This window comes from Devosia sp. P1_H9 (assembly GCF_056405135.1).
On record NZ_JBFUCQ010000002.1, the window covers coordinates 445,519 to 471,533 of the forward strand.

General features: G+C 64.8%; 23 protein-coding genes and 1 tRNA gene. 12 read left to right on the plus strand and 12 right to left on the minus strand.

All coding sequences use genetic code 11. The features are described 5' to 3' along the window. Positions 1–2: 2 nt before the first annotated feature. The 4 genes from AC1DYL_RS05405 (at position 3) to AC1DYL_RS05420 (ending at position 4,914) form a co-directional block, all read left to right on the plus strand. Positions 3–644: an alginate O-acetyltransferase AlgF gene (locus AC1DYL_RS05405; RefSeq protein ID WP_477172328.1), complete on the plus strand. Its 642-nt coding sequence runs from the start codon at positions 3–5 to the stop codon at positions 642–644. A 20-nt stretch (positions 645–664) separates the two neighbouring features. Beyond that, positions 665–3,397 carry a tetratricopeptide repeat protein gene (locus AC1DYL_RS05410; protein ID WP_477172329.1) on the plus strand — a complete coding sequence of 911 codons (2,733 nt, stop codon included), beginning with the start codon at positions 665–667 and terminating at the stop codon, positions 3,395–3,397. Between the two features lies 1 nt (position 3,398). Then, positions 3,399–4,448 (plus strand): alginate lyase family protein, encoded by a 1,050-nt coding sequence (locus AC1DYL_RS05415; RefSeq protein ID WP_477172330.1) that lies wholly within the window; start codon positions 3,399–3,401, stop codon positions 4,446–4,448. Positions 4,449–4,707: 259 nt separating this feature from the next. Beyond that, positions 4,708–4,914, plus strand: a complete 207-nt coding sequence (locus AC1DYL_RS05420) for a hypothetical protein (protein WP_477172331.1) — start codon at positions 4,708–4,710, stop codon at positions 4,912–4,914. Positions 4,915–4,919: 5 nt separating this feature from the next. Here the strand turns inward: AC1DYL_RS05420 and AC1DYL_RS05425 are convergent, their stop codons facing one another. From AC1DYL_RS05425 to cysD, 3 genes are all read right to left on the minus strand, one after another. Next, positions 4,920–6,449, minus strand: coding sequence for a peptidoglycan-binding protein (locus AC1DYL_RS05425; protein WP_477172332.1), 1,530 nt, complete (start codon positions 6,447–6,449; stop codon positions 4,920–4,922). Between the two features lie 221 nt (positions 6,450–6,670). Beyond that, positions 6,671–8,587 carry a sulfate adenylyltransferase subunit CysN gene (gene cysN, locus AC1DYL_RS05430; protein WP_477172333.1) on the minus strand — a complete coding sequence of 639 codons (1,917 nt, stop codon included), beginning with the start codon at positions 8,585–8,587 and terminating at the stop codon, positions 6,671–6,673. Next, positions 8,587–9,504: a sulfate adenylyltransferase subunit CysD gene (gene cysD / locus AC1DYL_RS05435; protein WP_477172334.1), complete on the minus strand. Its 918-nt coding sequence runs from the start codon at positions 9,502–9,504 to the stop codon at positions 8,587–8,589. Before cysD ends, cysN begins: the two co-directional genes overlap by 1 nt. A 395-nt stretch (positions 9,505–9,899) precedes the next feature. Here cysD and AC1DYL_RS05440 point away from each other — a divergent pair, with 395 nt between their 5' ends. The 3 genes from AC1DYL_RS05440 to AC1DYL_RS05450 are packed head-to-tail and all read left to right on the plus strand — an operon-like array spanning position 9,900 to position 12,720. Next, on the plus strand, positions 9,900–10,952 hold the full coding sequence (locus AC1DYL_RS05440; protein ID WP_477151087.1) for a cysteine synthase A: 1,053 nt from the start codon (positions 9,900–9,902) through the stop codon (positions 10,950–10,952). Further along, positions 10,949–11,671 carry an alanyl-tRNA editing protein gene (locus AC1DYL_RS05445; protein WP_477151088.1) on the plus strand — a complete coding sequence of 241 codons (723 nt, stop codon included), beginning with the start codon at positions 10,949–10,951 and terminating at the stop codon, positions 11,669–11,671. The genes AC1DYL_RS05440 and AC1DYL_RS05445 overlap by 4 nt, the downstream gene beginning before the upstream one ends. A 32-nt stretch (positions 11,672–11,703) precedes the next feature. Beyond that, positions 11,704–12,720 carry a WD40 repeat domain-containing protein gene (locus AC1DYL_RS05450; protein ID WP_477172335.1) on the plus strand — a complete coding sequence of 339 codons (1,017 nt, stop codon included), beginning with the start codon at positions 11,704–11,706 and terminating at the stop codon, positions 12,718–12,720. Positions 12,721–12,723: 3 nt separating this feature from the next. Here AC1DYL_RS05450 and AC1DYL_RS05455 read toward each other — a convergent pair whose 3' ends face one another. From AC1DYL_RS05455 to AC1DYL_RS05480, 6 genes are all read right to left on the minus strand, one after another. After that, on the minus strand, positions 12,724–13,779 hold the full coding sequence (locus AC1DYL_RS05455; protein WP_477151209.1) for an amino acid ABC transporter substrate-binding protein: 1,056 nt from the start codon (positions 13,777–13,779) through the stop codon (positions 12,724–12,726). 550 nt (positions 13,780–14,329) lie between these two features. Continuing rightward, a complete protein-coding gene (locus tag AC1DYL_RS05460; protein ID WP_477172336.1) occupies positions 14,330–14,977 on the minus strand; it encodes an outer membrane protein in 648 nt (215 codons plus the stop codon). 135 nt (positions 14,978–15,112) lie between these two features. Further along, positions 15,113–15,913 carry an amino acid ABC transporter ATP-binding protein gene (locus AC1DYL_RS05465; RefSeq protein WP_477151090.1) on the minus strand — a complete coding sequence of 267 codons (801 nt, stop codon included), beginning with the start codon at positions 15,911–15,913 and terminating at the stop codon, positions 15,113–15,115. 3 nt (positions 15,914–15,916) lie between these two features. Next, on the minus strand, positions 15,917–17,041 hold the full coding sequence (locus AC1DYL_RS05470; RefSeq protein ID WP_477151091.1) for an amino acid ABC transporter permease: 1,125 nt from the start codon (positions 17,039–17,041) through the stop codon (positions 15,917–15,919). Positions 17,042–17,050: 9 nt separating this feature from the next. Further along, positions 17,051–18,238 carry an amino acid ABC transporter permease gene (locus AC1DYL_RS05475; RefSeq protein WP_477172337.1) on the minus strand — a complete coding sequence of 396 codons (1,188 nt, stop codon included), beginning with the start codon at positions 18,236–18,238 and terminating at the stop codon, positions 17,051–17,053. Positions 18,239–18,357: 119 nt separating this feature from the next. After that, positions 18,358–19,389 (minus strand): amino acid ABC transporter substrate-binding protein, encoded by a 1,032-nt coding sequence (locus AC1DYL_RS05480; protein WP_477151093.1) that lies wholly within the window; start codon positions 19,387–19,389, stop codon positions 18,358–18,360. 254 nt (positions 19,390–19,643) lie between these two features. On the opposite strand from AC1DYL_RS05480, the gene metC reads away from it, so the two are divergent. Continuing rightward, positions 19,644–20,795, plus strand: coding sequence for a cystathionine beta-lyase (metC, locus tag AC1DYL_RS05485; RefSeq protein ID WP_477172338.1), 1,152 nt, complete (start codon positions 19,644–19,646; stop codon positions 20,793–20,795). On the opposite strand, the gene AC1DYL_RS05490 is transcribed toward metC, so the two are convergent. After that, the gene (locus tag AC1DYL_RS05490; RefSeq protein ID WP_477172339.1) at positions 20,785–21,519 is read right to left on the minus strand and encodes a phosphatase PAP2 family protein; all 735 of its coding nucleotides are present in this window, start codon (positions 21,517–21,519) and stop codon (positions 20,785–20,787) included. The genes metC and AC1DYL_RS05490 overlap by 11 nt on opposite strands. Before the next feature lie 103 nt (positions 21,520–21,622). Between AC1DYL_RS05490 and AC1DYL_RS05495 the strand changes: the two genes are divergently transcribed. From AC1DYL_RS05495 to AC1DYL_RS05510, 4 genes are all read left to right on the plus strand, one after another. Continuing rightward, a tRNA-Pro gene (locus AC1DYL_RS05495) sits at positions 21,623–21,699 on the plus strand. A 15-nt stretch (positions 21,700–21,714) separates the two neighbouring features. Next, a complete protein-coding gene (locus AC1DYL_RS05500; protein WP_477172340.1) occupies positions 21,715–22,020 on the plus strand; it encodes an ETC complex I subunit in 306 nt (101 codons plus the stop codon). Between the two features lie 11 nt (positions 22,021–22,031). Beyond that, entirely contained in the window at positions 22,032–22,952 is a 921-nt protein-coding gene (locus tag AC1DYL_RS05505; RefSeq protein ID WP_477172341.1) for a TraB/GumN family protein, read from the plus strand. 5 nt (positions 22,953–22,957) lie between these two features. Then, positions 22,958–23,701, plus strand: coding sequence for a sulfite exporter TauE/SafE family protein (locus tag AC1DYL_RS05510; protein WP_477172342.1), 744 nt, complete (start codon positions 22,958–22,960; stop codon positions 23,699–23,701). A 33-nt stretch (positions 23,702–23,734) separates the two neighbouring features. Here AC1DYL_RS05510 and AC1DYL_RS05515 read toward each other — a convergent pair whose 3' ends face one another. Both AC1DYL_RS05515 and AC1DYL_RS05520 read right to left on the minus strand, forming a co-directional pair. After that, on the minus strand, positions 23,735–24,886 hold the full coding sequence (locus AC1DYL_RS05515) for a Gfo/Idh/MocA family protein (protein WP_477172343.1): 1,152 nt from the start codon (positions 24,884–24,886) through the stop codon (positions 23,735–23,737). 10 nt (positions 24,887–24,896) lie between these two features. After that, complete coding sequence (locus AC1DYL_RS05520) at positions 24,897–25,952, minus strand: sugar phosphate isomerase/epimerase family protein (RefSeq protein WP_477172344.1); 1,056 nt, start codon at positions 25,950–25,952, stop codon at positions 24,897–24,899. Between the last annotated feature and the right edge of the window lie 63 nt (positions 25,953–26,015).

The window sequence follows — 26,015 nt, forward strand, 5'->3', positions numbered from 1 at the left end:
CAATGCTGCGCTCAAACCCCAAACTCATCGCCATCGCGAGCCTGATGCTGCTCAGCGCCGCCCCAGCGGCTTTCGCCCAGGACGACGGGCTCTACGATGCGCCGGTCGATCCGAACTCGGCGTTCGTGCGCGTGCTGGTGCCTGGCGCCGCTGTGGCGGTGGTCAACGGCACCACGGTCGACAACATCACCGAGGGCCTCTCGGCCTATGTGAACGTACAGCCGGGCGACATTCCGGTTTCGGCCGGCGACGTGTCGGGTTCGGTGACTACTTCGCCGGGCGCCTACTACACCTACGCCTGGAGCGTAGAGGGTGAGCCGCTGGTGCTGCAGGACCAGCCGGCGTCGGATCCGAGCAAGGCGACGGTCTATTTCTACAACCTCTCCGACCTCGCCAGCGTCGACCTGTTCGTGCCCACGGCCAAGACCAAGGCAATCGAGGGCGTGGCCGGCGACACCACCAAGTCGGTGGCGCTCAAGGCGCCGTTGACGCTCGATTTCGAAGTGCAGGCCGACGGCAAGTCGGTGGCCACCGTGGCCGCGCTCGATCTCAAGCGCCGCGGCGGCGTCTCAATCATCTTTACCGGCTCGAACGGCAGCTACACCGCCACCGCCGTCGACAACGCGTTCTTCCGCGCCGAGTAAGGCGCTACCAGGAGGCAAATATGCCCACACCCGTCTCACGCCTCACCGCCGCTGCCCTCCTCATCGGCGTCAGCTTCGCGAGCCCCGTTCTGGCCGCGCCTGTCGAGGTGACATTCCTGCCGCCGGAGATTCCGGCGCAGGAGGTCTGCATCGCCAAGAAGGCCGACCCGGACGTGGTCGCGCGCTGGCAGGCGTGGGACGGGGTATCGGTTCCCGAAGGCGACCCGGATCTGGTGCTGCAGGACGCGCGGCGGCTGCGCGACCTCAACCCGATCGCCAATTTCGAGTTGGTCGACAAGATGCTGGCGATCGTCGGCAAGATGCCGGCACCAAAGGTGCCGGACGTCTCGATCGACCGGATCAACCTCTACCTCAAGGCCGGCAAGGTGCCGCAGTTGCGCGACACCGGTGTTATCGCCGCGCTGGAAGCCAATGCCGACAGCCTGGCGCCCAAGGCGCTCAACCTGCTCTCGACGCTCTATCTCGATGGGCTGGTGGTGAAGAAGGACAAGGACAAGGGTCTCGGCTACCTGACGCGCGCCGCGATGGGTGGCAATGCCGACGCCCTGCTCCGCCTCGCCTCGATGAATATCGAGGGCCAGCAGGTGCCGGGCTGGGAGCTCGACCCGAAGCTCGCCGTGACCATGGCGTTCGGCGCCCTGGTCGGCAAGCTCGACCCCGAGATCTGCGACCGCATCGGCCGCATTGCGCGCGAATACTCCAAGGGCCTGGTGGTCAAGCAGGACCACAATATCGCCGAGCAGTGGCTGCGGCTGGCCGCCGATCTCGGCGACGCCGGTGCGGCCTGGAAGGTGGCTCAGCTCCATCTCGAGAGCGAGCTGATCGTCAAGAACAACGACACGCTGCTGAAATACCTGAACCTTGCCTCGGATCGCGGCGTGCCGGCGGCGCAGGTGGAGATCGGCAAGTTCTACGAGGCCGGCGCGCTGCTGCCGCTGGATTTGAACGAGGCGGAGAAATACTACCGGGAGGCAGCAAAGCTCGGGAGCCGCAACGCGCTGTTCCGGCTGGCGACGCTGCTGGAAACGGAAGAGGCGATTCCCGAGAAGCGCCAGGACTTCAAGGCGACGCTGACGCAGCTGGTCAGCATGCCGCAGCCGCCGGGCTGGGCGTTCTCCAAGCTTGCCAAGCTCGTGCTCAAGGAAAAGGGGCGTTGGGCCGGTGAAGCCGAGGCAAAGGCTCTGCTCGAAAAGGGCGTGACGCTCGAAGACGCGGATTCGGCGCAGGAACTGGCATTTATCCTGCTGCGCCACCGAGACGAGCCCGGCGTGTTCGAACGGGCAACCGAGTTGCTCGGGTTCGCCGTGACCTACGCCGGCAAGATCGACCCGATGACCGATCTGCGGCAGGCCTATCTCTGCCGCGCGCCGAAGGGTGCCGACATGCGCCTCGCCAGCTTCTGGCAGCGCACGGAAGACGCGGCGGGTAACTCGACCGAGTTCATGGACTCCGACGAAATCGGTGCCCTCGACCCTGCCGCCGATCCGATCGCGCTCGCCAAGCTGCAGACGCACGCGCTGTATGGCCGGCCCAATTCCGTCGCCTATTACGTCGACTATCTGAGCCGCAACGGCGCTTCGCCGGAGATGCTGGAGTTCTGGCAGTCGCGCATCGACCCGGTGCCGGCGACTGTCGACGCGCTGGCGCGGCATCGGCTCACCGTGGCGCCAACGCCGACGGTGATCGAGGAGACAATCGCCGCGCTCAAGAAGGCGCGCGCCGATGGCCTGCCGCGGGCGGCGGTCGATCTCGGCTCCGTGCTGCTCGACTATTTCCCCAACGATGCGGAAAAGCAGAAGGAGGCAATCGGCTATCTGACCGAGGCCGCCCAGCAGGGCCAGGGCGACGCCATCCTGCGGCTGCTGCCGATCATGCAGGCGCAGGGCGTCAGCGACACCCAACTGCTCCAGCAGTATCACAAGGCGATCGAGGATCGTGGCGATGCCGATGCGCTGATCTTTGCGGCTGCGAACACCAACGACGAGGCGCAGCGGCACGACTATCTCTATCGCGCGGCCAGCGTTGTCGACTGCACGTTCGAGAACACCATCAAGCTGGCCGGTGCGTTCGTCGCGACGGCGGATGATGCCGAAACCGAGCACTGGCTGCAGGTGAGCCTCCGACTCGCCGGCGAGGACGGCTGGCGTCACACTGCGATCGCCGACCGCTACATGGCGATGGGCGGCGAGGAGCGGGCCAAGACCGCGATCGAGCTGTTCGACCAGGCGGTGGCGCTCGGCGACGACACGGCAGTGAGCCGGCTGGTGAAGATCTATGCCGATCCGGACAGCGAGGACTTCGCGCCGACCAAGGCAGTGGCGATGTTCAAGCGGATGATCGACGATGCCCCGGTGGCTGACCTCGGCAAGATCCGCGAGAAGGTGCTGAAGGCGCCGCCGGCGATCCAGACCGCGGTCATGGATGAGGTCGACTGGTCGGCACGTTATGCTGCTGCGGCGGCGTCGGGCGATGCGGTGGCGATGCGCGAGCTGGCGCTCTATCTTCGCTCGACCGGCACGACTGTTGCCGAAGCGCGCGATGCCAGTTCGTGGCTGAAGCGCGCAGCCGAGGCAGGCGATGCCGTGGCGATGGTCGAACTGGCCAAGGCCTATGCCATGGGCATCGGCATCGAGCCTTCGATCCAGCAGGCGACGGTGCTGCTCAAGGATGCCGCGGGGCTCGGCAACCCCGAGGCGCAGCGGCTACTCGCCTCGATGGCGGTGGAGAACTGAGATGCGGACTGCTTTCGGCATCGCGACCGCGATGACCCTCCTCCTCGGTGCGACGGCTCCTCGCGCCGAGGATAAGCCCTTTGCCTGCCCCGTAGCCCCTGCCCCGGTGGTCAGCCTGACCTTCGGCAGCCGCTACACCGATGACAGCAAGACCCGCTCGGATATCGACGAGGCATCGAACGCCGAAGTCGACCGCGCACTGCAGCCGGTTGAGAAGTTCATCGGCGAGCTGATGAAGATGGCCAACACGGCGTTGATGGACGGTGACACGGCGCGAGCCGGATGCGTGCTGGACTGGCTCGACCAGTGGGCGGCCGCGGGGGCGCTGACCGAACTTGAGACGCTGAACGTCAAGCTGGCGATCGGGGCCCGCTACGCGGGGCTGGCAATCGCTCTGCTGCAAGCCGAGACCGCCGGCCCCCTCGACCCGGACAAGCGGCAGCGGGTGGTCACGTGGCTCACCGGTGTGGCCACTTCGATGGAGCAGTTCTTCGACAACGATGCACCGCGCAATGCCAAGAAGGCGAACCTGCGCGCCTGGGCGGGGCTGGCTGCGGCGGCGATCGGACGGCTGAACGGCGACAAGGCGATGCTCGACTGGGCCAAAGGCAGCTTCGAGCTGGTGACCTGCCAGGCCTCGCCGGATGGCAGCCTGCCGCTCGAGATGGGGCGGGCCGACAAGGCACTGAACTACCAACTGCACGCGACCGCGCCGCTGATCGTCACCGCCGACCTGCTGAAAGCCACCGGCTACGATGGCTATGCCGCCTGCGACGGCAAGCTCAGCACCATCGCCGCGTTCAGCCTCAGGGCGATCGAGGATCCGTCGATCGTCCAGAAGATCAACGGCAAGGAGCAGACGTTCCAGACCGGCAAGCAGGCGCTGGAGCCGTTCATGCTGGCCTGGGTGGAGCCATTGCTGCGTCACGCCCCCGATGCGGCGACCGACGCCTTCGTCGAAAACCTGCGACCGCTGGCTCACGCCAAGCTCGGCGGCAACCTGACGCGCCTTGGCGATTGGGTTGCAAAGCTCCCGGCATCAACTAGTTAACCCTTCCGTCCGAATGAAGGCGCCGCCTGCCCAATATGAGGCAGGCGGCGCTTTTCATTCCCGGTTCAGGTGGATACCGTTAGAGCGCGGTAGAAAACTGCGCTTAAAGCTCTGTTGCTTGGCCCACAGCGCGCTTTCCGAATGAAAGCGAAATTGTACTTTGTCCAAGAGACATTCCTTAAAGGATTCTGCAGTAGGCCCGCGCCCGAACAGTCGGGGGCTCGTCCGACTTCGTCGCTCGCTCGTGGAAAGTGTGGCCGTGGTCCCTGCAACAGCTGTTGATGCACCGTCTGATCTCGGTGCGCGTTTTTCATCTGTCCTCGCTAAACTTGATGGCCGCAGGGTCAGCGCCGATGCGCTGTTCGAGACCTTGAAGCTCGAGGCGCTGGACTGGGGCATCGACCACGACGTCGAGACCAAGCTGGTCGACGCCGACGAAAAGCCCGTCACGGCGGGCGATCGCTAAGACACTCAGCTCCCGGCAGCTGTGACGTAGCAGCCGCCGCCGTCTGCCTTGATGGCCGCGCAAATGGCGTTGGCGCGTTCGAGCGACGGGGTCGGCAGTTGCACGCGATAGACGTCGCCCGAGGTTGCGATCTCGGGCTTTGCTTCGCCGAACAGCGAGCTCCAGCGGCCCTCGACATAGACGCGTGAGCGTTCCGCCTCGGCTGCACTCGACTGGCTCGAAAGATGCACGAAGGCGATGCCGCCGCCGTCGGCGGGCTCCGCCGGCTGCTCGAGGGCGACGGTGATCGACAGCGGATCGCCGCGGTCGATGCCGAGATCGGCCAGCTCGGCTCGGGTGAAGACGTACATGTCGTCGGGCGGCGTGCGCAGCATGTGCGAGATCACCTGCTGGTGGACGCCGAAATCCTGCAGCGCATCCAGCACATCGCCGAGGGTCGTCTGCGCCAGCACCAGGTCTGCGACCTCGGCGGAGATCTGGTGCACGCCGAGTTCGCCTTCGGCCTGCCGGTTGGCGCCGGCGAAGAAGATGTAGGCGCAGGCCGAGTAGCAGCCCATGTCGCGCGGCACAAACGTGGTCAGGCCGCGCTTTTTGATCTCGTAGGCCATGCGCAGGGCGGAATCGACCGAGCCGCCCGGGCTGTTGAGGGCGACAATCCGGACGTCCGGGCGGGCCGCGAGCGCGCGGTCGAACTCGCCGGGAGTGCTCTCGGTGATGTCGGCGTTGAGAACGATCAGGTCGGGCTGGTCCTCGGGCAGGCTGAAGGCGCCGCGCGGCGGAGCTCCGCCAGTGCCCTCCGCCTTCTTCAGTTCATCGGGCGGCGGCAGGCTGCCGAGCGGGGTGAAGTGCGAAGCGAGGTAGACCGAGGTGATGGCGCCCTCGTTCTCGTAGGTCTTGCCCCAGGCCAGCGAGTAGCCGATGGCCTCGCCGGCGGCGCTTACGAACATGGTGTAGAACGAGTAGTCGCCGATCTGGCCGGAGACCACGAAGCGGCCGGCGCCGAAGCTGCGATAGGTGACGGTGCGCTCGGGATCGGGGCTGGTCATCAAGTCGAACAGCGCCTCGAACGACTGGTCGGTGAGCGAGACGTGCATGGTCTCGAGCGAGAACTCGCCGTCCTCGCTGACATAGGACGTGCCGGCGTCTGTGGGGTTTCGGATCGAGAGCAGGCGCAGCGGGATCATCATCGCCACGTGAGCGGGCGTATCGCTGACCAGCTCGATGCCGAGCTTGCTGTCCACCTGCCCCGCCAGGTCGTGCAGCGAGCGGCGTTCGAAATCGGTGAGGACACCGGTGGTGGCGCGGCCCTGGCTCTTCTGGAAGGCGGCGATCGCATCGAACGTGCCGCGGCCGAACTGACCGTCGACCAGGTATTGATAGTGGCCGAGGAGGATCAGGTCGGTCTGGGTCGAGGAGCGCTCGTCATTGCTCAGCCGCTCGAACCACACCTTCGAATCATCGAAGGAGGCGTGCGCGGCAACAGCCGGCGCCCAAAGCAGCAGCAGCCAGAACAGAAGCCGGAACGCGTTGCGCATGATGAACTAGCCAATCAACCCATCGGCATTGTCGCATCGAATTGGGTGAGGCGCCAGAAGGTGGCGAGGTGTTCACAGAGTGTGTTGCCGCAGCCCATCGGTCGTCTGCTTGCGGGGAGCCTTCGTATGTGCCGATGGCAACCACCGTTCCGCCTTCTCCCACAAGGGGAGAAGGCAGTTCGCATCACCTGCGGAAGGTGAGACCGAGGCAGGGATCGATCCTAGATCGAGTACCCGGTGTCCCACTCGAAGACGCGGGCGTACAGGTCATCGGCCATCTGAACCGGGTCCTGGAGCGCGCCATGCAGGACGATGTCGGGCTTTTCCGGGGCTTCGTAGGGACTCGAGATGCCGGTGAAGTTCTTGATCTCGCCGCGCCGTGCCTTGGCGTAAAGGCCCTTGGGATCGCGGGCCTCGCAGACTTCGAGCGGGGTGTTGACGAAGACCTCGGTGAACTTCACGTCGCCCGCCACTTCGCGCGCCAGGCGGCGCTCGTTGCGGAACGGCGAGATGAACGAGACGATGACGATCAGGCCGGCATCGGCCATCAGCCGCGCGACCTCGGCGACCCGGCGGATGTTCTCGACGCGCGCCTCGTCGGTAAAGCCGAGATCCTTGTTGAGGCCGTGGCGGACATTGTCGCCGTCGAGGATGTAGGCGTGGCGGCCTTCGGCGGTGAGCCGCTTCTCGATGAGGTTGGCAACCGTGGATTTGCCCGAACCGGAGAGACCGGTGAACCAGACGATCTGGGGCGTCTGGCCCTTCATTTCGGCGCGCACCTTCCGGTTCACGTCGAACGACTGGTAGCTCAGGTTCTTGCCGCGCTGCAGCCCGTACTCGATGACGCCGGCGCCGAGCGTGGCGTTGGTGATGCGGTCGATCAGAATGAAGCTGCCGGAGAGGGAGTTGTCGCGGTAGCTGTCGAAGGCGATCGGCTTGTCGGTGGCGATAGTGACGGTTCCCACCTCGTTCAATTCCAGAGTCTTGGCAGCGCTTTCTTCGAGCGTGTTGACGTTGGTTCTGAACTTGAGGGAGGTGATCGACGCCGGGACCAACTGGGAGCCGAGCTTCAGCAGATACGAGCGGCCGGGAATGGCCTGCTCGTCGCTCATCCAGACGAGACGGGCCTGGAACTGGTTGGAATAGTCGGGCGTCTCGCCGGGGTGCACCAGCACGTCGCCGCGCGAGATGTCGACCTCGCGGTCAAGCACCAGCGTCACGGCCTCGCCGGCGATGGCGCGCTGCTGGTCGCCATCCATGGTGACGATGCGGGTGACTTTCGCGGGCTTCCGCGAAGCCGCGATGAGGATGTCGTCGCCGACCTTCACCGCGCCCGAGGCAACCGTGCCGGAGAAGCCGCGGAAGTCGAGATTGGGGCGGTTCACCCACTGCACCGGGAAGCGCAGCGGCTGCTCGACGCGGTCGGTCGCGACCTCGATGGTCTCGAGGTAGGGCACGAGCTGCGGGCCCTGGTACCAGGGCATCTGCGGACTCGGCTTCAGAATGTTGTCGCCCTTCAGCGCCGACACGGGGATCGCCTGCAGGGTCTCGAAGCCGAGATCCTTGGCAAACGCGCGGTATTCGGTCTCGATGGCGTTGAACACATCGGCATCGTAGCCGACGAGGTCGATCTTGTTGACCGCCAGCACCACGTGCTTCACGCCGATGAGGCTGAGGATGAAGCTGTGGCGGCGGGTCTGGGTCAGCACGCCCTTGCGGGCATCGATCAGGACGATGCCGAGGTCGGCGTTCGAGGCGCCGGTCGCCATGTTGCGGGTGTACTGCTCGTGGCCCGGGGTATCGGCGACGATGAACTTGCGCTTGTCGGTCGAGAAGAACCGATAGGCGACGTCGATGGTGATGCCCTGCTCGCGCTCGGCGGTGAGGCCGTCCACCAGCAGCGAGAAATCGATGCCTTCGTCGCCGGTGGTGCGGTTGCGACTCTCCTTGCGGAGGCTCGCGAGTTGGTCGTCGAGGATCAACTGGCTGTCATAGAGCAGGCGGCCGATCAGTGTGGATTTGCCGTCGTCGACGGAGCCGCAGGTGAGAAAGCGCAGCAGGCCTTTTTCGGTCTGCTCGGCGAGCCAGAGATCGAGCGCCAGTTCGGCCGAGGGTGCGGTCATGGGTACGCTGGCCATCAGAAGTACCCTTCCTGCTTCTTTTTTTCCATCGAGCCGGCCTGGTCGCTGTCGATCAGGCGGCCTTCGCGTTCGGAGGTGCGGGAGGCCTGCATTTCCATGATGATCGAGGGCAGATCAGCCGCGTCGGAGCGGATGCCGCCGGTCAGCGGATAATCACCGAGGGTGCGGAAGCGGACGACTTCCTCGCGCGGCGTCTCGCCGGGTTCGAAGCGGTAGCGGTCGTCGTCGATCATGATCAACGTGCCGAGGCGCTCGACCACCGGGCGCGGCCGGGCGAAGTAGAGCGGCGGGATCTCGATGCCTTCGGAATAGATGTAGGTCCAGATGTCGAGCTCGGTCCAGTTCGAGATCGGGAACACGCGCATGCTTTCGCCGGGCGCCAGCCGCGTGTTGAAGATGCGCCAGAGTTCGGGGCGCTGGTTCTTGGGGTCCCAGGCGTGCTGGGCGTTCCGGTGCGAGAAGATGCGCTCCTTGGCGCGGGACTTCTCCTCGTCGCGGCGGGCACCGCCGATCGCTGCGTCGTAGCCGCCGGCGTTCAGCGCCTGGCGCAGCGCCTGGGTCTTCATGATGTCGGTGAAGCGCGCCGAGCCGTGATCGAACGGGTTGATGCCGTTGGCGAGGCCTTCGGGATTGGTGTGCACCAGCAGCTCGAAGCCGTGCTCTTTCGCCATCCGGTCGCGGAAGGCGATCATCTCGCGGAACTTCCACTTCGTATCGATGTGGAGCAGCGGGAACGGAATGCGGCTGGGATAGAAGGCCTTGCGCGCCAGATGCAGCAGGACGGAGGAGTCCTTGCCGATCGAATACATCATCACCGGCCGCTCGAAGCTCGCCGCAACTTCGCGGAAGATTTCGATGCTCTCGGACTCGAGGGACTTCAGGTGGCTGAGGCCACGCGGGCCGATTGAACTCATTGGCGCTGGGGAACCATGTTGCAACGGCAGTCAAATACGCGGTCAGAAGGGGAGCGGCAAGCGCTACTAGACTACCAAAAAAGTGAACTATTCCGCCTGTTTGCGCGTATCTGACATTGTAAAGGTGGAGCTTGTCGCATGACCGTCATGACAAGAACGGCTGCGTCGGGGACATCGAGGAAAGGAAAATCTATTCCAAGTCGCTGTTCTCGTCGCAGGCGACGATGTCGTCCCGGGACACAACGGGAATGCCCTGCCCTGCTTCGACCGCGCCCCGCGAAATCCTGCCACCAATCCGCTCCGGTTCGAAATCCCATACCATTCCGTGCCTTAAGCCTTGGCAGCGGTCCGCCTGCCCCCTAGTTTCGGGCCACCTTCACCAGCTCCCGTACCCCATGACCAACCACCGCGACGTCATCTCCGCCATCGGCAATACGCCCCTGATCCGGCTCAACCGCGTCTCCGACGCGACGGGCTGCGATATCTGGGGCAAGGCGGAGTTCCTCAATCCGGGGCAATCGGTGAAGGATCGAGCGGCGCTCTACATCGTGCGCGACGCCGAGAAGAAGGGGCTGCTGCGGCCGGGCGGGACGATCGTCGAGGGCACGGCCGGCAATACCGGCATCGGCCTTTCCATGGTCGCCAATGCGCTGGGCTACAAATCGGTGATCGTGATCCCCGAGACGCAGAGCCAGGAGAAGAAGGACGCGCTGACGCTGCTCGGTGCCGAGCTGATCCAGGTGCCGGCCAAGCCGTACAAGAACCCCAACAACTACGTGAAGCTGAGCGGCCGGCTGGCCGAGAAGCTGGCGAAGGAACTGCCGGGCGGGGCCATCTGGGCCAACCAGTTCGACAATGTCGCCAACCGGCAGGCGCATATCGAGACCACCGGCCCGGAGATCTGGGAGCAGACCGGCGGCAAGGTGGATGGCTTCATCTGCGCGGTCGGCTCGGGCGGCACGCTTGGCGGCATCTCGATGGCGCTGAAGGCGAAGAACCCGAACATCCAGATCGGCCTAGCCGACCCCGAGGGCGCGGCGCTCTACAGCTATTACACGACTGGCGAGCTCAAGAGCTCCGGCAACTCGATCACCGAGGGCATCGGCCAGGGCCGGATCACCGCCAATCTCAAGGACATCGTGGTGGACCGGGCCTACCAGATTCCCGACAGCGAGGCCCTGCCCTACGTCTTCGACCTGCTCGAATATGAGGGGCTCTGCCTCGGCGGCTCGTCCGGGATCAACATTGCCGGTGCGGTGCGGCTGGCGCGTGATCTCGGGCCGGGCAAGACCATCGTCACGATCCTCGCCGACTATGGCAACCGCTATCAGAGCAAGCTGTTCAACCCGGAATTCCTCCGCTCGAAGAACCTGCCGGTGCCGCATTGGCTTGAGGCCAAGACGCCCATAGACTGGCATTCGGTCGTCGAGGCGGAGCCGGTTGCGTGACTGAATTCATCTTTCGGGAGGACAGCTATGTCCGCTCGCTGCCAACGCTGGTGACGGCGATCACGCCCGAGGGCGGGATCATGCTCGACCGGACGATCTTCTATGCGACCTCGGGCGGCCAGCCGGGCGACACCGGGAAGCTCGAACGCGCCGATGGCTCGTTCGTCTCGATCGCTGGAACAATCCATCCTGACGGCGATAAGACGGTAATCTTTCACGTGCCTGCGGCGGATCAAGCTGGGCTTCAGCAGGGCGAAGAGGTCATCGCCCACCTCGATTGGGAGCGCCGGCACAAGCTGATGCGGATGCATACGGCGCTGCACCTCGTAACCGTGGTGCTGCCCTACCCAATCACCGGCGCGGCGGTGGGCGAGGACAAGGGGCGGGTCGATTTCAACCTGCCGGATGTCCCGGACGCTGCCGAAATCGAGCGCAAACTCAATGCGTTAGTGGAAGCAGCGCTGCCGGTATCGGCCGAGTGGATCACCGATGCGGAGCTCGAGGCCAACCCCGGCCTGATCAAGTCGATGAACGTCAAGCCACCTATGGGCCAGGGCCGCGTGCGGCTGGTGCGGATCGGCGACGTGGACCTGCAGCCCTGCGGCGGCACGCATGTCAGGAACACCAGCGAGGTCGGCCGCCTGAAGCTCGGCAAGATCGAGAAGAAGGGCGCCATCAACCGCCGCGTCAGTGTCCTGTTCGACACAGAATCGGCCTAGCGTCCCAAGCAGATAACGGCGGAGCGGGGCCGATGAGCTGGAAGGTCGTCATCAGCAGCCTGGTCGTTTTGTGCGCCGTCGGCTTGGCCGTCTTCGCCTGGGGACAGGGTGCATTCTACCCGTGCGGCCCAATAGACAGGCTGCTGGGAGGTAGTACCTGCCGGGTCATCGCCAGCCTCCCCGCGACGCAACTGCAGATGCTGACCGCCCTGCCCGATGGCACGCTGCTGACCGCCACGCGCGGGGACGGTCCTGAGCCCACGGCGCCGCAACGCCTGATCGAGCTCGATGCGAACGGCCGAAACGTGGGCGAAACCGCCCTGCCCGCGCTGCCGCCCGCGATCTCGTGGCTCAAGGCTGCTGTGTCTGCCGACGGCAGGTTGCTGGCGGTTTCGTCGCTGGATTTGCCCACCACCATCATCGACAGGAGCACCGGCGAAAGCCTGGGCAGCGTCCAGCAGTTCGGGCCGAGCTTCATTGGGTTCGATGGCGACAGGCGACTCCTCGTCGACCCCGGTGTCGGCAGTTTCGAGCGGCCCGCATCGGGCGTCGCGCAGGTGTACGGCTTCGACGGGACACAGTCCGGAGAGATCAGTGGGCCTGCCGCAGCGCCGATCTTCGTCAACGGCATTGCGTCGGCCATGTCGGCGGACGGTGCGCGCATCGCGCAGCATCTCGAGACCCGCGACGACAGCGGCGTTGTCGGCGTCCGTATCGCGGACGCTGCCTTCGCCTCCTGGGCCGGGCAATTGCTGGTCGCCCCGCTTCAGGGCTGGCGGCTCGGCGATCAGCAGTTACCGGAACTGTCCTTCAGCCCGGACGGCCGCTATCTCGCGGCTTCATTCGACGCGCCGCGAGAATGGGGCCGGGATAACTCGGCACTGATCGTGTGGCGGCTCGATGATCGGGCCGTCGTCGCCCGCGTACCGAGCTGGAACGCCGAGTGGCGGCACATCACGTGGCTTGCCGGCCGGCCGGCGATTGCGGCAACACGCTTCAACCTCGATACGCGTGCGGGCGAGATCGCGCTGATCAGCTATGGGCCCTGACGCCTACTCGATCGGCGGGGCGTAGATCAGCCCACCATTGGTCCACAGCGCATTCTGCCCGCGCACCACGGCAGCACCTGTCGCGGGGCCGAAGTTTCGCTCGAAGATCTCGCCGTAATTGCCGACAGCCTTGATGACATTTGCAATGAACATGTGATCGAGGCCGATGGTAGGGCCGAAGTCGCCCTCGAGCCCGAGCAGGCGGCGGATGCGGTGGGTCTTGGCGGCCGCCAGCGAGCCGATGTTCAGCGAGGTGACGCCGGCCTCCTCGGCATCGATCAGTGCGAACAGCGTCCACTCGACGATATCGAACCACTGGTCGTCGCCGGCGCGGACCACAGGGCCGAAGGCATCTTTCGAGATGCGCTCGGGCAGGATGCGATGTGTCGCGGGTTCGGGCAGGCTGCGGCGCATAGCGTTGAGGAAGCTGGCCGAGGCCGACACGGCGTTGCAGAGGCCCTCGCGGTAGGCGACGGTCAGGTCCTCGCGGTCCTCGTAGAGCACTTCGGTATAGGTCGCCTGCGTGCCGAAGAAGAACTCGCGCAGGTTGGCCAGTTCCTCCGGCGCATCGACGATGCAGACCCGCACGTTGTCGAGTTCGTAGGCGGAAACGAAACCGAGCGACTGCGGCACCATGATCGCCTGGCCGTCGTAGAACGAGGTGGCGACGTAGCTGGCGCCGTAGCCGGTATCGCGGCGCATGGTCCACGGAGCGTTACGGGCGATGAGGTCGATGCTGCCGGTCTGTAGCTGCGCGAAGCGGCTATCGCCCGAGAGCGGGACGAATTCCATCTTGCTGGCGTCGTTGAACACGGCGACTGCGACGGCGCGGCAGAAGTCGACGTCGAAGCCGGTCCAGCGGCCGTCGGTGCCGGGCTGGGCGAAGCCGGGCAGCGGATCGGAGGTGGCGCAGATCAGGTGACCGCGGTCACGGATCGCCTGCAGCGTCGGGCCGGCCGCAGCAGGCGGCGCGGTCTGCGCCGTGGCGAAGGCCGGCATCATGATCGCTACACAAAGGATGACGCGGACGAGGCCACGCCAAACGGCCGAAACCGTCATGGTCAAAACGTTGCTCCAACTCGCCCGGGCGCAATATCCCGATCGAGGGTGGCCGGGTCAAGGCGGCACTGCGCCGCTGTCGCTGAACGCTTACGGGTAAGATCGTTCAATTGGTTCATCTGCCGATGCGTCTCGCTGCCGTTGTCCGCTGAGACGCATTATGGCGCGGCTCGCAGCGGCGGGGACAAGTGTGGGAATTGGGCCGGGAAAGCGGGCGACCTGGCCGGGTGTCGGCGGCGCGAGAAGCGGGCCGACGCGCGGGTCATGGCAATATTGCTGCCCTGCCTTGCCGGTGGTTTGCCACTGACATGAACCGTAGATGAACGCGGTTTGCGCCTACTGGCGCGACTGGCCGCCCCCTCCACCGCCTACGGCGGTCCATTCGAGCATAGCTCTCATGGCCTTCTCGCCTCAAATCGCTCCACTGGAGCGATTTGCCCTGCGGGACAGCTCGAAGCCCCTCCCCCGCCACGCGGGGGAGGATCAGAGGTCTCAGCGCAAGGTCTGGCTGAGGAACAACCTGTCGCGTGCTGCTTGGCCGTGGCTGGCTTCAGAGGCCAAACCGCAAACCGATCAACGCAGCGCTGGTCGCAGCGTGTGATCTGTCATCGGTGGGGCTGATTGCTTCGAAGTACTCGAAAGAGTCCATGTAACGCACCTCGCCGACCAGGCTGAGATCGTTCGCAATAGCCGTCGCCGCCCCAACTTTGAGCACGTAGCCGGTCTTCCAGCCATCAGTGAATGGACCGGTCGAGTCAGAGTCCTGGAGACGCAGGACACCAATTCCCGCAGCGCCGTATAGGGAAAACGTATCGGTCAGGTCGACCGTATACTTCAGGTCGCCCATTATGGTCGTCATCGTGGTCGTGCCGTCGAGGTTGGGCGGCAGCATGGTATAGTCCCGGCCAGTATAGAAAACATCGAACTCAGCTGCCAAACCGTCAATTCCGGTGGCGAGACCGACGACGCCAGCGAAAGCGGCACCCACTTCCAGTTCGCCCACGCCATTCGGTGCAGGGTGGAAGAACTCGAGCTTGCCGGGCAACGACACGCCGCCGAGCGCCTCGATGTAAATCTGCCGAGATGCCTGAGTTGCAGTCGCTGCTAGGCCCGGACCAGCCACGATCGGGCCGGCAGCGAGAACCGCTGGCACTACTGATAATAAGGCGATGGAAATGAGTATTGCGCGCGGCAGCATCTTGGTCCCCTTGAGTAATCGCCCCAAGGACACCGGCGTCCAAAGCCTCGCAAGCCGTCGAAGTCATGTGCACGCGACTTCTCGCTGTTGACTTCGACGGCGACGCCGTCGCTGGAACACTTCAGCTGTGCGGTGTCAGTGCAGGATCTGGCTGAGGAACAACTTCGTGCGTTCGTGCTGGGGGTTGGAGAAGAACGCTTCGGGCTCGTTCTGCTCGATGATCTGGCCCTGATCCATGAAGATCACGCGATTGGCGACCTGGCGGGCGAAGCCCATTTCGTGGGTGACGCAAAGCATCGTCATGCCTTCTTCGGCGAGGCTGATCATCACTTCGAGCACTTCCTTGACCATTTCCGGGTCGAGGGCGGAGGTGGGCTCGTCGAACAGCATGATGCGCGGGTTCATGCAGAGCGAGCGGGCAATGGCGACGCGCTGCTGCTGGCCGCCGGACAATTGGCCGGGGAACTTCGACGCCTGCTCGGGGATGCGCACCCGTTCGAGGTACTTCATCGCCGTCTCTTCGGCCTGCGCCTTGGGGATGCCGCGCACCCAGATCGGCGCCAGCGTCAGGTTCTGGAGGATCGTGAGGTGCGGGAACAGGTTGAAGTGCTGAAACACCATGCCGACTTCGCGGCGCACTTCGTCGACGCGACGGAGGTCCGAGGTCAGCTCGACGCCATTGACGATGACCTGGCCTTTCTGGTGTTCCTCGAGGCGGTTGATGCAGCGGATCAGCGTCGACTTGCCGGAGCCCGACGGCCCGGCAATGACGATGCGCTCGCCCTTCATCACCTTGAGATTGATGTCGCGCAGCACGTGGAAGTCGCCGAACCACTTGTTCATGCCGATGATTTCGACCGCCACTTCGGTCTTCGACACCTGCATGTTCGAGGTGTCGATGTCGCGATCAACGACTACCGGGGAAACGTCTGACATGAGCTACCTCTTGTGGCCGGTGTTGAGCCGGCGCTCCCAGTATCGGGAGTAACGGGAGATGGAGAAACAAAGCACCCAGAACACCGCCGCGGCGAAGATGTAGCCGGTGATGGACTGGGTTGGGGACGCCCATTCGATGGCGTCGTTCTTGGTCTTCACGGCCTCGAGCAGGTCCTTCATGCCGACGATGTAGACCAGCGAAGTGTCCTTCAGCAGCGAGATGAAGTTGCCGACGATGCCGGGGATGACGTGCTTGAGCGCCTGCGGCAGGATGATGAAACCGGTGCGTTTCCAGTAGCCGAGCCCAAGGGCTTGTGCCGCCTCGTACTGCCCACGGCCGATCGCCTGCATGCCGCCGCGCACCACCTCGGCCATATAGGCGGAGGCGAAGAGCGTCACGCCGACGAGGGCGCGAACCAGTTTGTCGACTGTCGTGCCCTGCGGCATGAACAGCGGCAGCATGATCGAGGCCATGAACAGGATGGTGATCAGCGGTACCGCGCGGATCAGCTCGATGAAGGCAATGCAGAGCGTCTTGATGATCGGGAGCTTGGACTGCCGGCCGAGCGCCAGCAGGACGCCGAGCGGCAGCGACAGACAGATACCCACCACCGAGATGATCAGGGTGACGAGGAGGCCGCCCCACTGCTCGGTCGGCACGTAGCGCAGGCCGAACATGCCGCCGGACAAGAGGATTACCGAGACGATCGGGAAGACGACGAAGAACAGCGCCGCGTTGGCGATCTTGAACGGTGCGGACGGCCAGAGCAGCGGCAGGCCGATGAGCGCCAGCATCGCGAACACGATGTTGGGGCGCCAGTACTCGGCCATCGGGTAGAAGCCGTAGATGAAGAACTCGATCTCGCTGGAGATGTAAGCCCAGCAGGCACCGACATTCTCAACGCGGCACTGCTCGACGGTGCCGCCCGGCGGCACGGCGCGGCCAATGAAGAAGCCGTAGAGTTGCGGGATGATCCACAACAGGAACAGCGCGGCTACGATGGTGAGGATGCTGTCCGAAACGCTGGCGAACAGGTTCTTGCGCAGCCACGCGATCGCCCCGCTCTCACGGCGCGGAGCGGGTTGAGCGGTGGCAATCTCGGAGCGGACGAAGGCGATATCGGTCATCGGGTGCTCCTACCGCTCAACCAATGCCACGCGGGCATTGTACCAGTTCATGAGCGCTGACGTGCCCAGCGACAGGATGAGATAGACCAGCATGGTCAGCGCGATCACCTCGATGGCGCGGCCGGTCTGGTTGAGCGTCGTGCCGGTGAAGACGTTCACCAGCTCGGGGTAACCGATGGCGGCGCCGAGCGACGAGTTCTTGGTCAGGTTGAGATACTGGCTGGTCAGCGGCGGAATGATGACGCGCATGGCCTGCGGGACGATGACCAGCCGCAGCCGGTCGCCTTCCTGGAGGCCGAGCGCCTGGGCCGCCTCGGTCTGGCCATGGCTGACCGACTGGATGCCGCCGCGCACCGTCTCGGCAATGAACGAGGCGGTGTAGATGGAGAGCCCGAACAGCAGCGCCACGAACTCCGGCGGCAGCTCGAGCCCGCCCTTGAAGTTGAAGCGGTTGAGCACTGGCGGATCGAAGGTGACGGACGCACCGCTTGCCAGCCAGATGACGGCGACGATCACGGCGGTGAGCAGCAAGCCGCCGAAAAACACAGGGAAGCGCCGGCCAGTTCGTTCGAGCCGCGCCTTGGCCCAGCGGGACAGCGCGAACCACAGCACGGCGGCGATGAGCAGTGCCACCCAGACCCAGACGAACTGCTCGGAGGGCACCGGACGCGGCACGAAGAGGCCGCGCTGGTTGATGAAGGTGTTCAGCGGCAGGGCGAGCGAGTCGCGCACCGCCGGCATGGTCTTCAGCACCGCGAAGTACCAGAAGAACAGCTGCAGCAGCAGCGGGATGTTGCGGATGGTTTCGACGTAGACCGTGGCCAGCCGCGAGACGAGGTAGTTCGAACTCAAGCGCGCGATGCCGATGGTAAAGCCGATGACTGTCGCAAAGAAGATGCCGATGACGGCGACGAGAATGGTGTTGGTGAGGCCGACGAGGAAGGCCTGCCAGTAGTAGGATGTGCGATCGAAGGGGAACAGCGCGAAGCTGATATCGAAGCCGGCCGTCTTCCAGAGGAAGTCGAAGCCGGAGGTCTTGTTCTGCGCCTTGAGGTTGATCGCCGTGTTGTTGACGATCCAGACCACGAACGTGACGACCAGCACCGCGACAACGACCTGGTAGATGACGCCGCGTACCACGGGGTCATTGAAGGAGAAATTCCGCGGCGGTGCTTGCGCCGTGTCTAAGGATGCCATGGGTCGCGCATCTCCCCTGCCCAGGAGAACGAATAATCGTGGCAACAATAGCTCCGCCAAGCCGTCGCCAGGAAGTGGTCAGCCCGGCGCTGGAGATCAGCGCCGGGCTGCAGAAAGGCTTAGCGGATCGGCGGCGAGTACTGGATGCCGCCATCCTTCCACAGCGCGTTCAGGCCGCGGGCCAGACCGATCGGCGTGTTCGGGCCGACGTGCTTGTCGTAGACCTCGCCGTAGTTACCGACCAGCTTGACGATCTGGTAGGCCCAGTCCTTGGTCAGGCCGATCGGGGTGCCGAAGTCGCCTTCGACGCCGAGCAGGCGCTTGATCGCCGGGTTGTCGGAAGCCAGCATCTCGTCGACGTTGGCCGAGCTGACGCCGAGTTCTTCAGCTTCGAGCAGTGCGTAGTAGGTCCAGCGGGCAATGTTGAACCAGCCATCGTCACCCTGACGCACGACCGGGCCGAGGGGCTCCTTGGAGATGATCTCGGGCAGGATGATGTGGTCAGCCGGGTTGGCGAACTTCGAACGTTCGGCGGCGAGAGCCGACGAGTCAGTGGTGTAGACGTCGCAGCGGCCATCTTCGTAGGCCTTCACGACTTCGTCCTGATCGACGAACACCACGGTGTTGAACTCGAGCTTGTTGGCAGCGAAGTAATCCGCCGCGTTCAGCTCGGTGGTGGTGCCGGACTCGATGCAGATGGCGGCGCCGCTGAGGTCGAGTGCCGATTTGATGTTGTCGGCCTTGCGGACCATGAAGCCCTGGCCGTCATAGAACATGGTGCCGACGAACTTGATGCCGAGCTGGGTGTCGCGGCTCATGGTCCAGGTGGTGGTACGCGACAGTACGTCGATTTCACCAGCGGAGAGAGCCGTGAAGCGCTCCTGCGAGGTGAGCGGCGTGTAGCGTACGGCGTCGGCATTGTTGAAAACAGCCGCCGCGATGGCGCGGCAGTAGTCGACTTCGAGACCGGTCCAGTTGTTGTTCGCATCCGGAGCGGAGAAGCCCGGGACGCCGCCGGTCACGCCGCACTGGACGTAGCCCTTGGCTTTCACGGCATCAAGCGTCGCGGACGTCGTCGTCTGAGCGTACGCAGCTGATGCGGAAAGGCCGAGGCCTGCCGCGAGCGCGACGGTAAGAAGCGATTTGATCATTGTTTTTACCTTGTTTCCTGACCCTGTTCGTCCAGGCAGCGTGGCCCCAGCCTACTGCCTGGCGGCACCTCCGCCTTGGAGGGCGGGAGTGATGCTGGTAAGCATCGAAGCGGCAATTGCCGGTTGCGTCAAGCTCCATGGCCAAAATGGGGCAGCAGACCTGACTGTTTTTTGTTCAGAATCCCACCGTGACTGCAATTTGAGCAGGACTTGCAATGACTAAAAACCCCGGGAAAACCGGCGAAACCGTGTCCATGGAAACCGTTCTCACACATAGCGGACGCGCTTCGGACGATCATTTCGGCTTTGTGAACATGCCGGTGTTCCGCGGTTCGACCATCCTGTTCAAGACGCTGGACGAACTGGAGGATTACAAGGCGCCGTATCGCTACGGGCGGAACGACAACCCTACGACTCGGGCGCTTTGCGACCTGGTTAGCGAGCTCGAGGGGGCGGCGGGGACGATCATCGCGCCATCGGGGCTTTCAGCGCTGTCCACCGCCCTGCTCTCGGCGGTTTCGGCGGGCGACGAGCTGCTGATGACCGATTCCGCGTACGAGCCGACACGTACGTTCGCCACCGAGGGCCTGACGCGGTTTGGCGTGACAACGCGATTCTACGATCCCCGGGTCGGCGCGGGCATTGCGCAGTTGTTCACGGACAAGACCAAGGCGGTGTTCGTCGAGAGCCCGGGCTCTCTGACCTTCGAGATGCAGGACCTGCCGGCGATCGCGGCGGCGGCACGCGCCCGCGGCATTACCGTGATCGTCGACAACTCGTGGGCGACGCCGCTGTTCCACCGCCCACTCGCGCTGGGCGCCGACGTGGTGATGCACGCTGCGACGAAGATGTTCGTGGGTCATTCCGATGCGATGGTGGGCACGGTTTCAGCCAACGAGACGCACTGGAACCGGCTCAAGCGGACGCACCGGATCCTCGGCGTCGCGGTGTCGCCCGACGATTCGTACCTGACGCTGCGCGGGCTCAGGACGCTGGCGGTGCGGATGAAGCATCACAACGAGCAGACGCTGGCCTTTGCCGCCTGGCTGCAGGGCCAGCCAGGGGTGGAGGAGGTCTATCATCCCGGACTTGCCAGCCATCCGGACCACGCCATCTTCAAGCGCGATTTCAAGGGCTCGGGCAGCCTGTTCGCGTTCCGGGCGAACAAGCGGTCGCGCGCGGCGCTGGCGGCGATGGTCAATGGATTCGAGCTGTTCGGCATGGGCTATTCGTGGGGCGGCTACGAGAGCCTCTGCATCCCGTTCGACCCGACCAATATCCGCACGGCGGTGCCGTGGGACGCCCCGGGTCAGATGTTCCGGGTGCATGTGGGGCTCGAGAGCCTCGCTGACCTGCAGGCGGACATGGGCGCGGCGCTGGGCCGCTACCACGCGGTTAGCGCCTGACGAACAGGCTGTGGAGCGCCGCGAACTTCCGGCGCTCCGTACCACCTTTGTCGTTGGCGGCGAACAGCCAGCCCCGGGCGACGAAGAACTGGCGCACCGCGTAGGCGCCAAGCACGCCCAGCACCGCGCCGGCGGTGATGTCGGTCGGATAGTGCGCGCCCACGACGATGCGGGAGATGGCGACGAGGGCGGCGAAGGCCATCGCCGGCCAGAAGGCTTTCGGCCAGATGAAGGCGACGACGGCCGCGAGCGAGAACGCCGTGGTGGCGTGGCCCGAGGGGAAGCTCTGGTATTCGAAGGCGCTCCAGTTGAGCCACTGGAAGCTCAGCGGCGTTTCCGCGACCCAGGTCTCGGGCCGGCCACGGCCGATGAGGCGTTTCAGCAGCGTCGAGATGAGGCTCGGCAGCCCGACACCGACGAAGATGAAACCGGCGAGCGCAGCCAGTTCGCCGAGCGCTTGCCTGATGGCGTCACGGGTGAGGAGGGAGAGCAGCCACGCAACCAGCCAGGCGATGAAGGTGGGAATCAGGATCCAGTCGGACTCGCCCCACTGTGTCACCCACTCGAAGAATGCCCTGACGCCTTCCGGCAGGCCCTGCCCCCACACCGACAGCGGCCGATCCAGCCAATAGAGCGCGGCAATCAGCACGGCAAAGCCGAGGACGAAGTACAGCGCGTTGCGGCGCGACAAGCCGAAAGGCCAGGGTTTGCTCAGATCGATCATCGTGTCCTTGTCAGCGGATTGGGATAGCGCCGTCAACCTCGTGTCATCTGCGGTGGCCAGCTTGCTCTTTTGGGCAACTCCCGATAACGGAAGGGCGACAGTTCGGGGTATAGCTCAGTCTGGTAGAGCACCGGTTTTGGGAACCGGGGGTCGAGTGTTCGAATCACTCTGCCCCGACCATCTGACGAGGAAGCGATGACGGCACGTATCTTCCGGCCTGCGCCTAACGCCATGCAGTCCGGCCGCGGCAAGTCCAAGGAGTGGGTCCTGGTGCATGAGCCAGCCACTCCTCGCGAGATCGAGCCGCTGATGGGGTACACCTCGTCCACCGACACGCGGGCGCAGATCCGCCTCACCTTCGACACGCTCGAGGAAGCCGAGGCCTATGCGCACAAGAACGGCATCGCCTACCAGGTGCTGCCGGACCATAGCCCGACGGTGAAGCGCGCCAGCTACTCGGACAATTTCCGCTCCGACCGCAAGACGCCCTGGACGCACTGAGGGTCGGCGGCGTGAGACAGCTCCGCCGCCTGCTGCTCACCTTCGCCGCGGGCATTGCGCTCAGCGGCCCGGCGCTGGCCGACCCCGCGATCTGGAAGGTCAGCGACGCCGACAGCGACATCTATCTGTTCGGCTCGGTTCACCTGTTCACGCGCGACGTCGACTGGCGCACACCCGAGTTCGACAGCATCCTGAACTCGGCCGAGCACGTCTATTTCGAGGTGGTGATGGACCTCGAGGCCTACAGCGCGATCACCCAGTTCACGTTGACCCGGGGCATGGTGAGCGGCGGCAAGACCCTGGCCGACCTGCTGGAGCCCGAGGAGTTCGAGCGCCTCACCAGCGCCGCAGCCGCCGTTGGATCGGACATTGTCGTGCTGGAACGCATGCAGCCGTGGCTGGCGGCGATGACGCTGGCGGGCGGTATCGGGCCCAAGAAGATGGCCGGAGTGGAAACGCTGGTGGATGCTGAGATCGCTCCCGAGCGTAAGCGGAGCCTCGAGACTGCGGCCGAGCAGATGGGCTTTCTCGCCGATACGCCGCTCGACGAGCAGATCGAGGGGCTGATGTCGGCCGTCGAGGCCATCGAAAGGGGCGAGATCGACACGCTGGATACGCTGATCGACGCCTGGGAACGGGGGGATACTGCTGCCCTCGCGACCTTGGTCAACGAACAGGTCAAGGCCAGCGACAAAGCCGCTTACGATACCCTGATCACCAAGCGCAACGAGCGTTGGCTGACGCCGATCGAGCAGCTCCTGGCCGACAACGATGAGTCGCTGATCATCGTCGGTGCGGCACATCTCGTTGGGTCCGGTGGGGTACCAAAACTGCTCGAGCAGCGGGGGTACACGGTCGAGCGGGTGGACGAGCCACCGCCGGCGGGTCCGCCGACGGGACAGCAGCATCCCAAGACGCCGCAGCGCCGGTAGCCGATTTGGACCAAACACTGCTGTTGATCGGGGTGGGCGCGGCCCTGTCGGGGTTCGCGCAGGGCGTGTCGGGCTTCGCCTTCGCGCTGGTGTCACTATCGATCTGGGCCTGGGGTGTCGATCCGAAGCTCGCTGTGGTGCTGACGGTGTTCGGATCGCTGGTGGGGCAACTGGTGACGTTGCCGTTCGTGTGGCGCGGCTTCGACCTGCGACGGGCCCTGCCCTTCATTGCAGGCGGATTGGTTGGCATCCCGATCGGAGCGCAACTGGTCGGCGCGGCCGATCCGAACGCCTTCAAGTTCGGGCTCGGGCTGTTCCTCGTCGCCTATTGCCCGCTGATGCTGCTGTTGCGGCCCGATCTCAACTTTCAATGGGGCGGGCGGGTCGCCGATGCGTTCTCGGGCTGGATCGGCGGCTTCCTCGGGGGCATGGCCGGCATCTCGGGGCCGGTGCCGACGCTGTGGACGACACTGCGCGGCTGGAGCAAGGACGAGCAGCGTGGCGTGCTGCAAGGCTTCAACATCGCGATGCATGCCGCAACGCTGACCGTCTATGCGATATCGGGAACGATCAAGCCGGAGATGGCGGTTCCGCTGGCGCTGACGGGGGGCACACTGGTGCCGTTCGCTATCGCCGGGGTGCTGGTGTTCAAGCGGCTGACGACAATCGGCTTCCGCCGGTTGGTGCTGATCGTGCTGACCGTGTCCGGGCTGGTGCTGATCTGGGGTGCGGTGGCGGCCTGGACGTGACGGCCCCCGCCAGTGGCGAGGGCCGGGAACGGATCAGACCTCGCTGAGCTTGGTCCATTTGCCGTCGGCCTTGGACGAGGCAACGGAGGCCATGATGAACTCCATGCCTTCGACGCCATCGGCGAGGCTGGGCAGGAGGCCGGCAACATCCTTGCTTTCGCCGCGGATCACCTGGGCGAACTGGCTGTAGAGGGTGGCGAAGGCCTCGAGGTAGCCCTCGGGATGGCCGCCCGGGATGCGGACATTCATCGAGGCGGCGGGCGGGGCCGAGATGGCGCCGCCGCGGGTCAGGAGCTGCTTGGGTTTGCCGAACTCGGTGAACCACATGTAGTTCGGGTTGTCCTGCCGCCACTCGAGCCCGGCCTTCTCGCCATAGACGCGCAGCTGCAGGCCGTTCTCGTTGCCCACTGCCACCTGGCTGGCCCACAGCATGCCCTTGGCGCCGCCCGAAAAGCGCAGCTTGATCTGCACGTCATCGTCGAGCTTGCGGCCCTTGACGAAGCTGGTGAGCTCGGCGCTGACGGCCTCGGTCTTCAGCCCGGTGACGAAGCGCGCGAGGTTGTAGGCGTGGGTGCCGATGTCGCCGATGGCGCCGCCGGCGCCGGAGCGCTTGGGATCGGTGCGCCACGAGGCCTGCTTGTTGTCCGGGTCGGCGGCATTGGTCAGCCAATCCTGCGGGTACTCGACCTGCACGATGCGGATCTTGCCTAGGGCGCCCGACTTCACCAGCTCACGGGCCTGCCGCACCAGCGGGTAGCCGGTGTAGTTGTGGGTGAGGAGGAACTTCGCGCCCTTCTTTGGCTTGATCGCCGTCAGTGCGCGCGCGTCCTCGAGCGTCGAGGTGATCGGCTTGTCGCAGATGACGTGGATGCCGGCCTCGAGGAAGGCCTTTGCCGGGCCGAAATGGACGTGGTTGGGGGTGACGATCGAGACCGCCTGGATGCCATCCTTGCGGGCGGATTCCTTGGCAGCCATTTCCTCGTACGACGTGTAGATGCGGTCCTCGGCGAGGCCGAGGTTCTTGCCGCTTTCCTTGGCCGTCGCCGCGTTGGACGACAGGGCCCCAGCGACGAGTTCGTAGTCGCCGTCGATGCGGGCGGCGACACGATGGACGTAGCCGATGAAGGCACCGGTGCCGCCACCGACCATGCCCAGGCGAATGCGCGGAGCGCCGTTTTCTGCCATTTCTTCCCCCTTAGCTCAGACCGAGAATCTTGCGGTTGGCCGCCTTGTCGGTGCCCGACGCCGCGAAGTCGTCAAAGGCCTTCTCGGTGACGTTGATGATGTGGCTCTGGATGAACGGAGCCCCTTCCTCGGCACCCTGCTGCGGCGACTTGATGGCGCATTCCCATTCGAGCACGGCCCAGCCGTCGAAGCCGTACTGGCTGAGCTTCGAAAAGATGCCGGCGAAATCGACCTGGCCATCGCCGAGCGAGCGGAAGCGCCCTGCCCGGTTCACCCAAGACTGGAAGCCACCATAGACGCCCTGCTTGCCGGTCGGGTTGAACTCGGCGTCCTTGACGTGGAACATGCGGATGCGTTCGTGGTAAAAGTCGATATATTCCAGATAGTTGAGCTGCTGCAGCACGAAGTGGCTGGGATCATAGAGCAGGTTCGCCCGCGCATGATTGTTCACCCGCTCGAGGAACATCTCGTAGGTGACGCCGTCGTGCAGGTCTTCGCTGGGGTGAATCTCGTAGCAGACGTCGACGCCGTTGCGATCGAACTCGTCGAGAATCGGGGTCCAGCGGCGGGCCAGTTCGTCGAAGGCCTCTTCGACGAGGCCGGCCGGGCGCTGCGGGAACGGGTAGAGGTAAGGCCAGGCGAGTGCGCCCGAGAAGGTGGCGTGGGCCTTGAGGCCGAGATTCTTCGAGGCCGCGGCGCAATGCTTGAGGTGCTGCACGGCCCATTCCTGCCGGGCCTTCGGATTGCCGCGCACGGCGGGAATGGCGAAGCCATCCGACAGGGTGTCGTAAGCCGGATGCACGGCGACCAGCTGGCCGATGATGTGGCTCGCGAGTTCGGCAATCTCGAGCCCGTGGCTGTTCACCTTGCCCTTGAGCTCGTCGGCATAGGTCTTCGACGTTGCCGCCTTCTCGACATCGACCAGATGGCTGGCCCAGGTCGGGATCTGCACGCCCTTGTAGCCTAGGTCAGCGGCCCAGCCGCACAGATTGTCGAGGGTGTCGAACGGCGCCTGATCGCCTGCGAACTGGGCCAGGAAAATGGCCGGCCCCTTGATGGTGCGCATGAATACCTCCCTTTGGTAGCCCGGTTCGGCCACCGATTGTGCACGTACCTCAGGTCAGCGCTG

What these genes read in the sequence shown, in the direction of transcription:
- AC1DYL_RS05405 (WP_477172328.1), top strand. Translation starts at nt 3, where the DNA reads ATGCTGCGCTCAAACCCCAAACTCATCGCCATCGCGAGCCTGATGCTG.
- AC1DYL_RS05410 (WP_477172329.1), top strand. Translation starts at nt 665, where the DNA reads ATGCCCACACCCGTCTCACGCCTCACCGCCGCTGCCCTCCTCATCGGC.
- AC1DYL_RS05415 (WP_477172330.1), top strand. Translation starts at nt 3,399, where the DNA reads ATGCGGACTGCTTTCGGCATCGCGACCGCGATGACCCTCCTCCTCGGT.
- AC1DYL_RS05425 (WP_477172332.1), bottom strand. Translation starts at nt 6,449, where the DNA reads ATGCGCAACGCGTTCCGGCTTCTGTTCTGGCTGCTGCTGCTTTGGGCG.
- cysN (WP_477172333.1), bottom strand. Translation starts at nt 8,587, where the DNA reads ATGGCCAGCGTACCCATGACCGCACCCTCGGCCGAACTGGCGCTCGAT.
- cysD (WP_477172334.1), bottom strand. Translation starts at nt 9,504, where the DNA reads ATGAGTTCAATCGGCCCGCGTGGCCTCAGCCACCTGAAGTCCCTCGAG.
- AC1DYL_RS05440 (WP_477151087.1), top strand. Translation starts at nt 9,900, where the DNA reads ATGACCAACCACCGCGACGTCATCTCCGCCATCGGCAATACGCCCCTG.
- AC1DYL_RS05450 (WP_477172335.1), top strand. Translation starts at nt 11,704, where the DNA reads ATGAGCTGGAAGGTCGTCATCAGCAGCCTGGTCGTTTTGTGCGCCGTC.
- AC1DYL_RS05455 (WP_477151209.1), bottom strand. Translation starts at nt 13,779, where the DNA reads ATGACGGTTTCGGCCGTTTGGCGTGGCCTCGTCCGCGTCATCCTTTGT.
- AC1DYL_RS05460 (WP_477172336.1), bottom strand. Translation starts at nt 14,977, where the DNA reads ATGCTGCCGCGCGCAATACTCATTTCCATCGCCTTATTATCAGTAGTG.
- AC1DYL_RS05465 (WP_477151090.1), bottom strand. Translation starts at nt 15,913, where the DNA reads ATGTCAGACGTTTCCCCGGTAGTCGTTGATCGCGACATCGACACCTCG.
- AC1DYL_RS05470 (WP_477151091.1), bottom strand. Translation starts at nt 17,041, where the DNA reads ATGACCGATATCGCCTTCGTCCGCTCCGAGATTGCCACCGCTCAACCC.
- AC1DYL_RS05475 (WP_477172337.1), bottom strand. Translation starts at nt 18,238, where the DNA reads ATGGCATCCTTAGACACGGCGCAAGCACCGCCGCGGAATTTCTCCTTC.
- AC1DYL_RS05480 (WP_477151093.1), bottom strand. Translation starts at nt 19,389, where the DNA reads ATGATCAAATCGCTTCTTACCGTCGCGCTCGCGGCAGGCCTCGGCCTT.
- metC (WP_477172338.1), top strand. Translation starts at nt 19,644, where the DNA reads ATGGAAACCGTTCTCACACATAGCGGACGCGCTTCGGACGATCATTTC.
- AC1DYL_RS05490 (WP_477172339.1), bottom strand. Translation starts at nt 21,519, where the DNA reads ATGATCGATCTGAGCAAACCCTGGCCTTTCGGCTTGTCGCGCCGCAAC.
- AC1DYL_RS05500 (WP_477172340.1), top strand. Translation starts at nt 21,715, where the DNA reads ATGACGGCACGTATCTTCCGGCCTGCGCCTAACGCCATGCAGTCCGGC.
- AC1DYL_RS05515 (WP_477172343.1), bottom strand. Translation starts at nt 24,886, where the DNA reads ATGGCAGAAAACGGCGCTCCGCGCATTCGCCTGGGCATGGTCGGTGGC.
- AC1DYL_RS05520 (WP_477172344.1), bottom strand. Translation starts at nt 25,952, where the DNA reads ATGCGCACCATCAAGGGGCCGGCCATTTTCCTGGCCCAGTTCGCAGGC.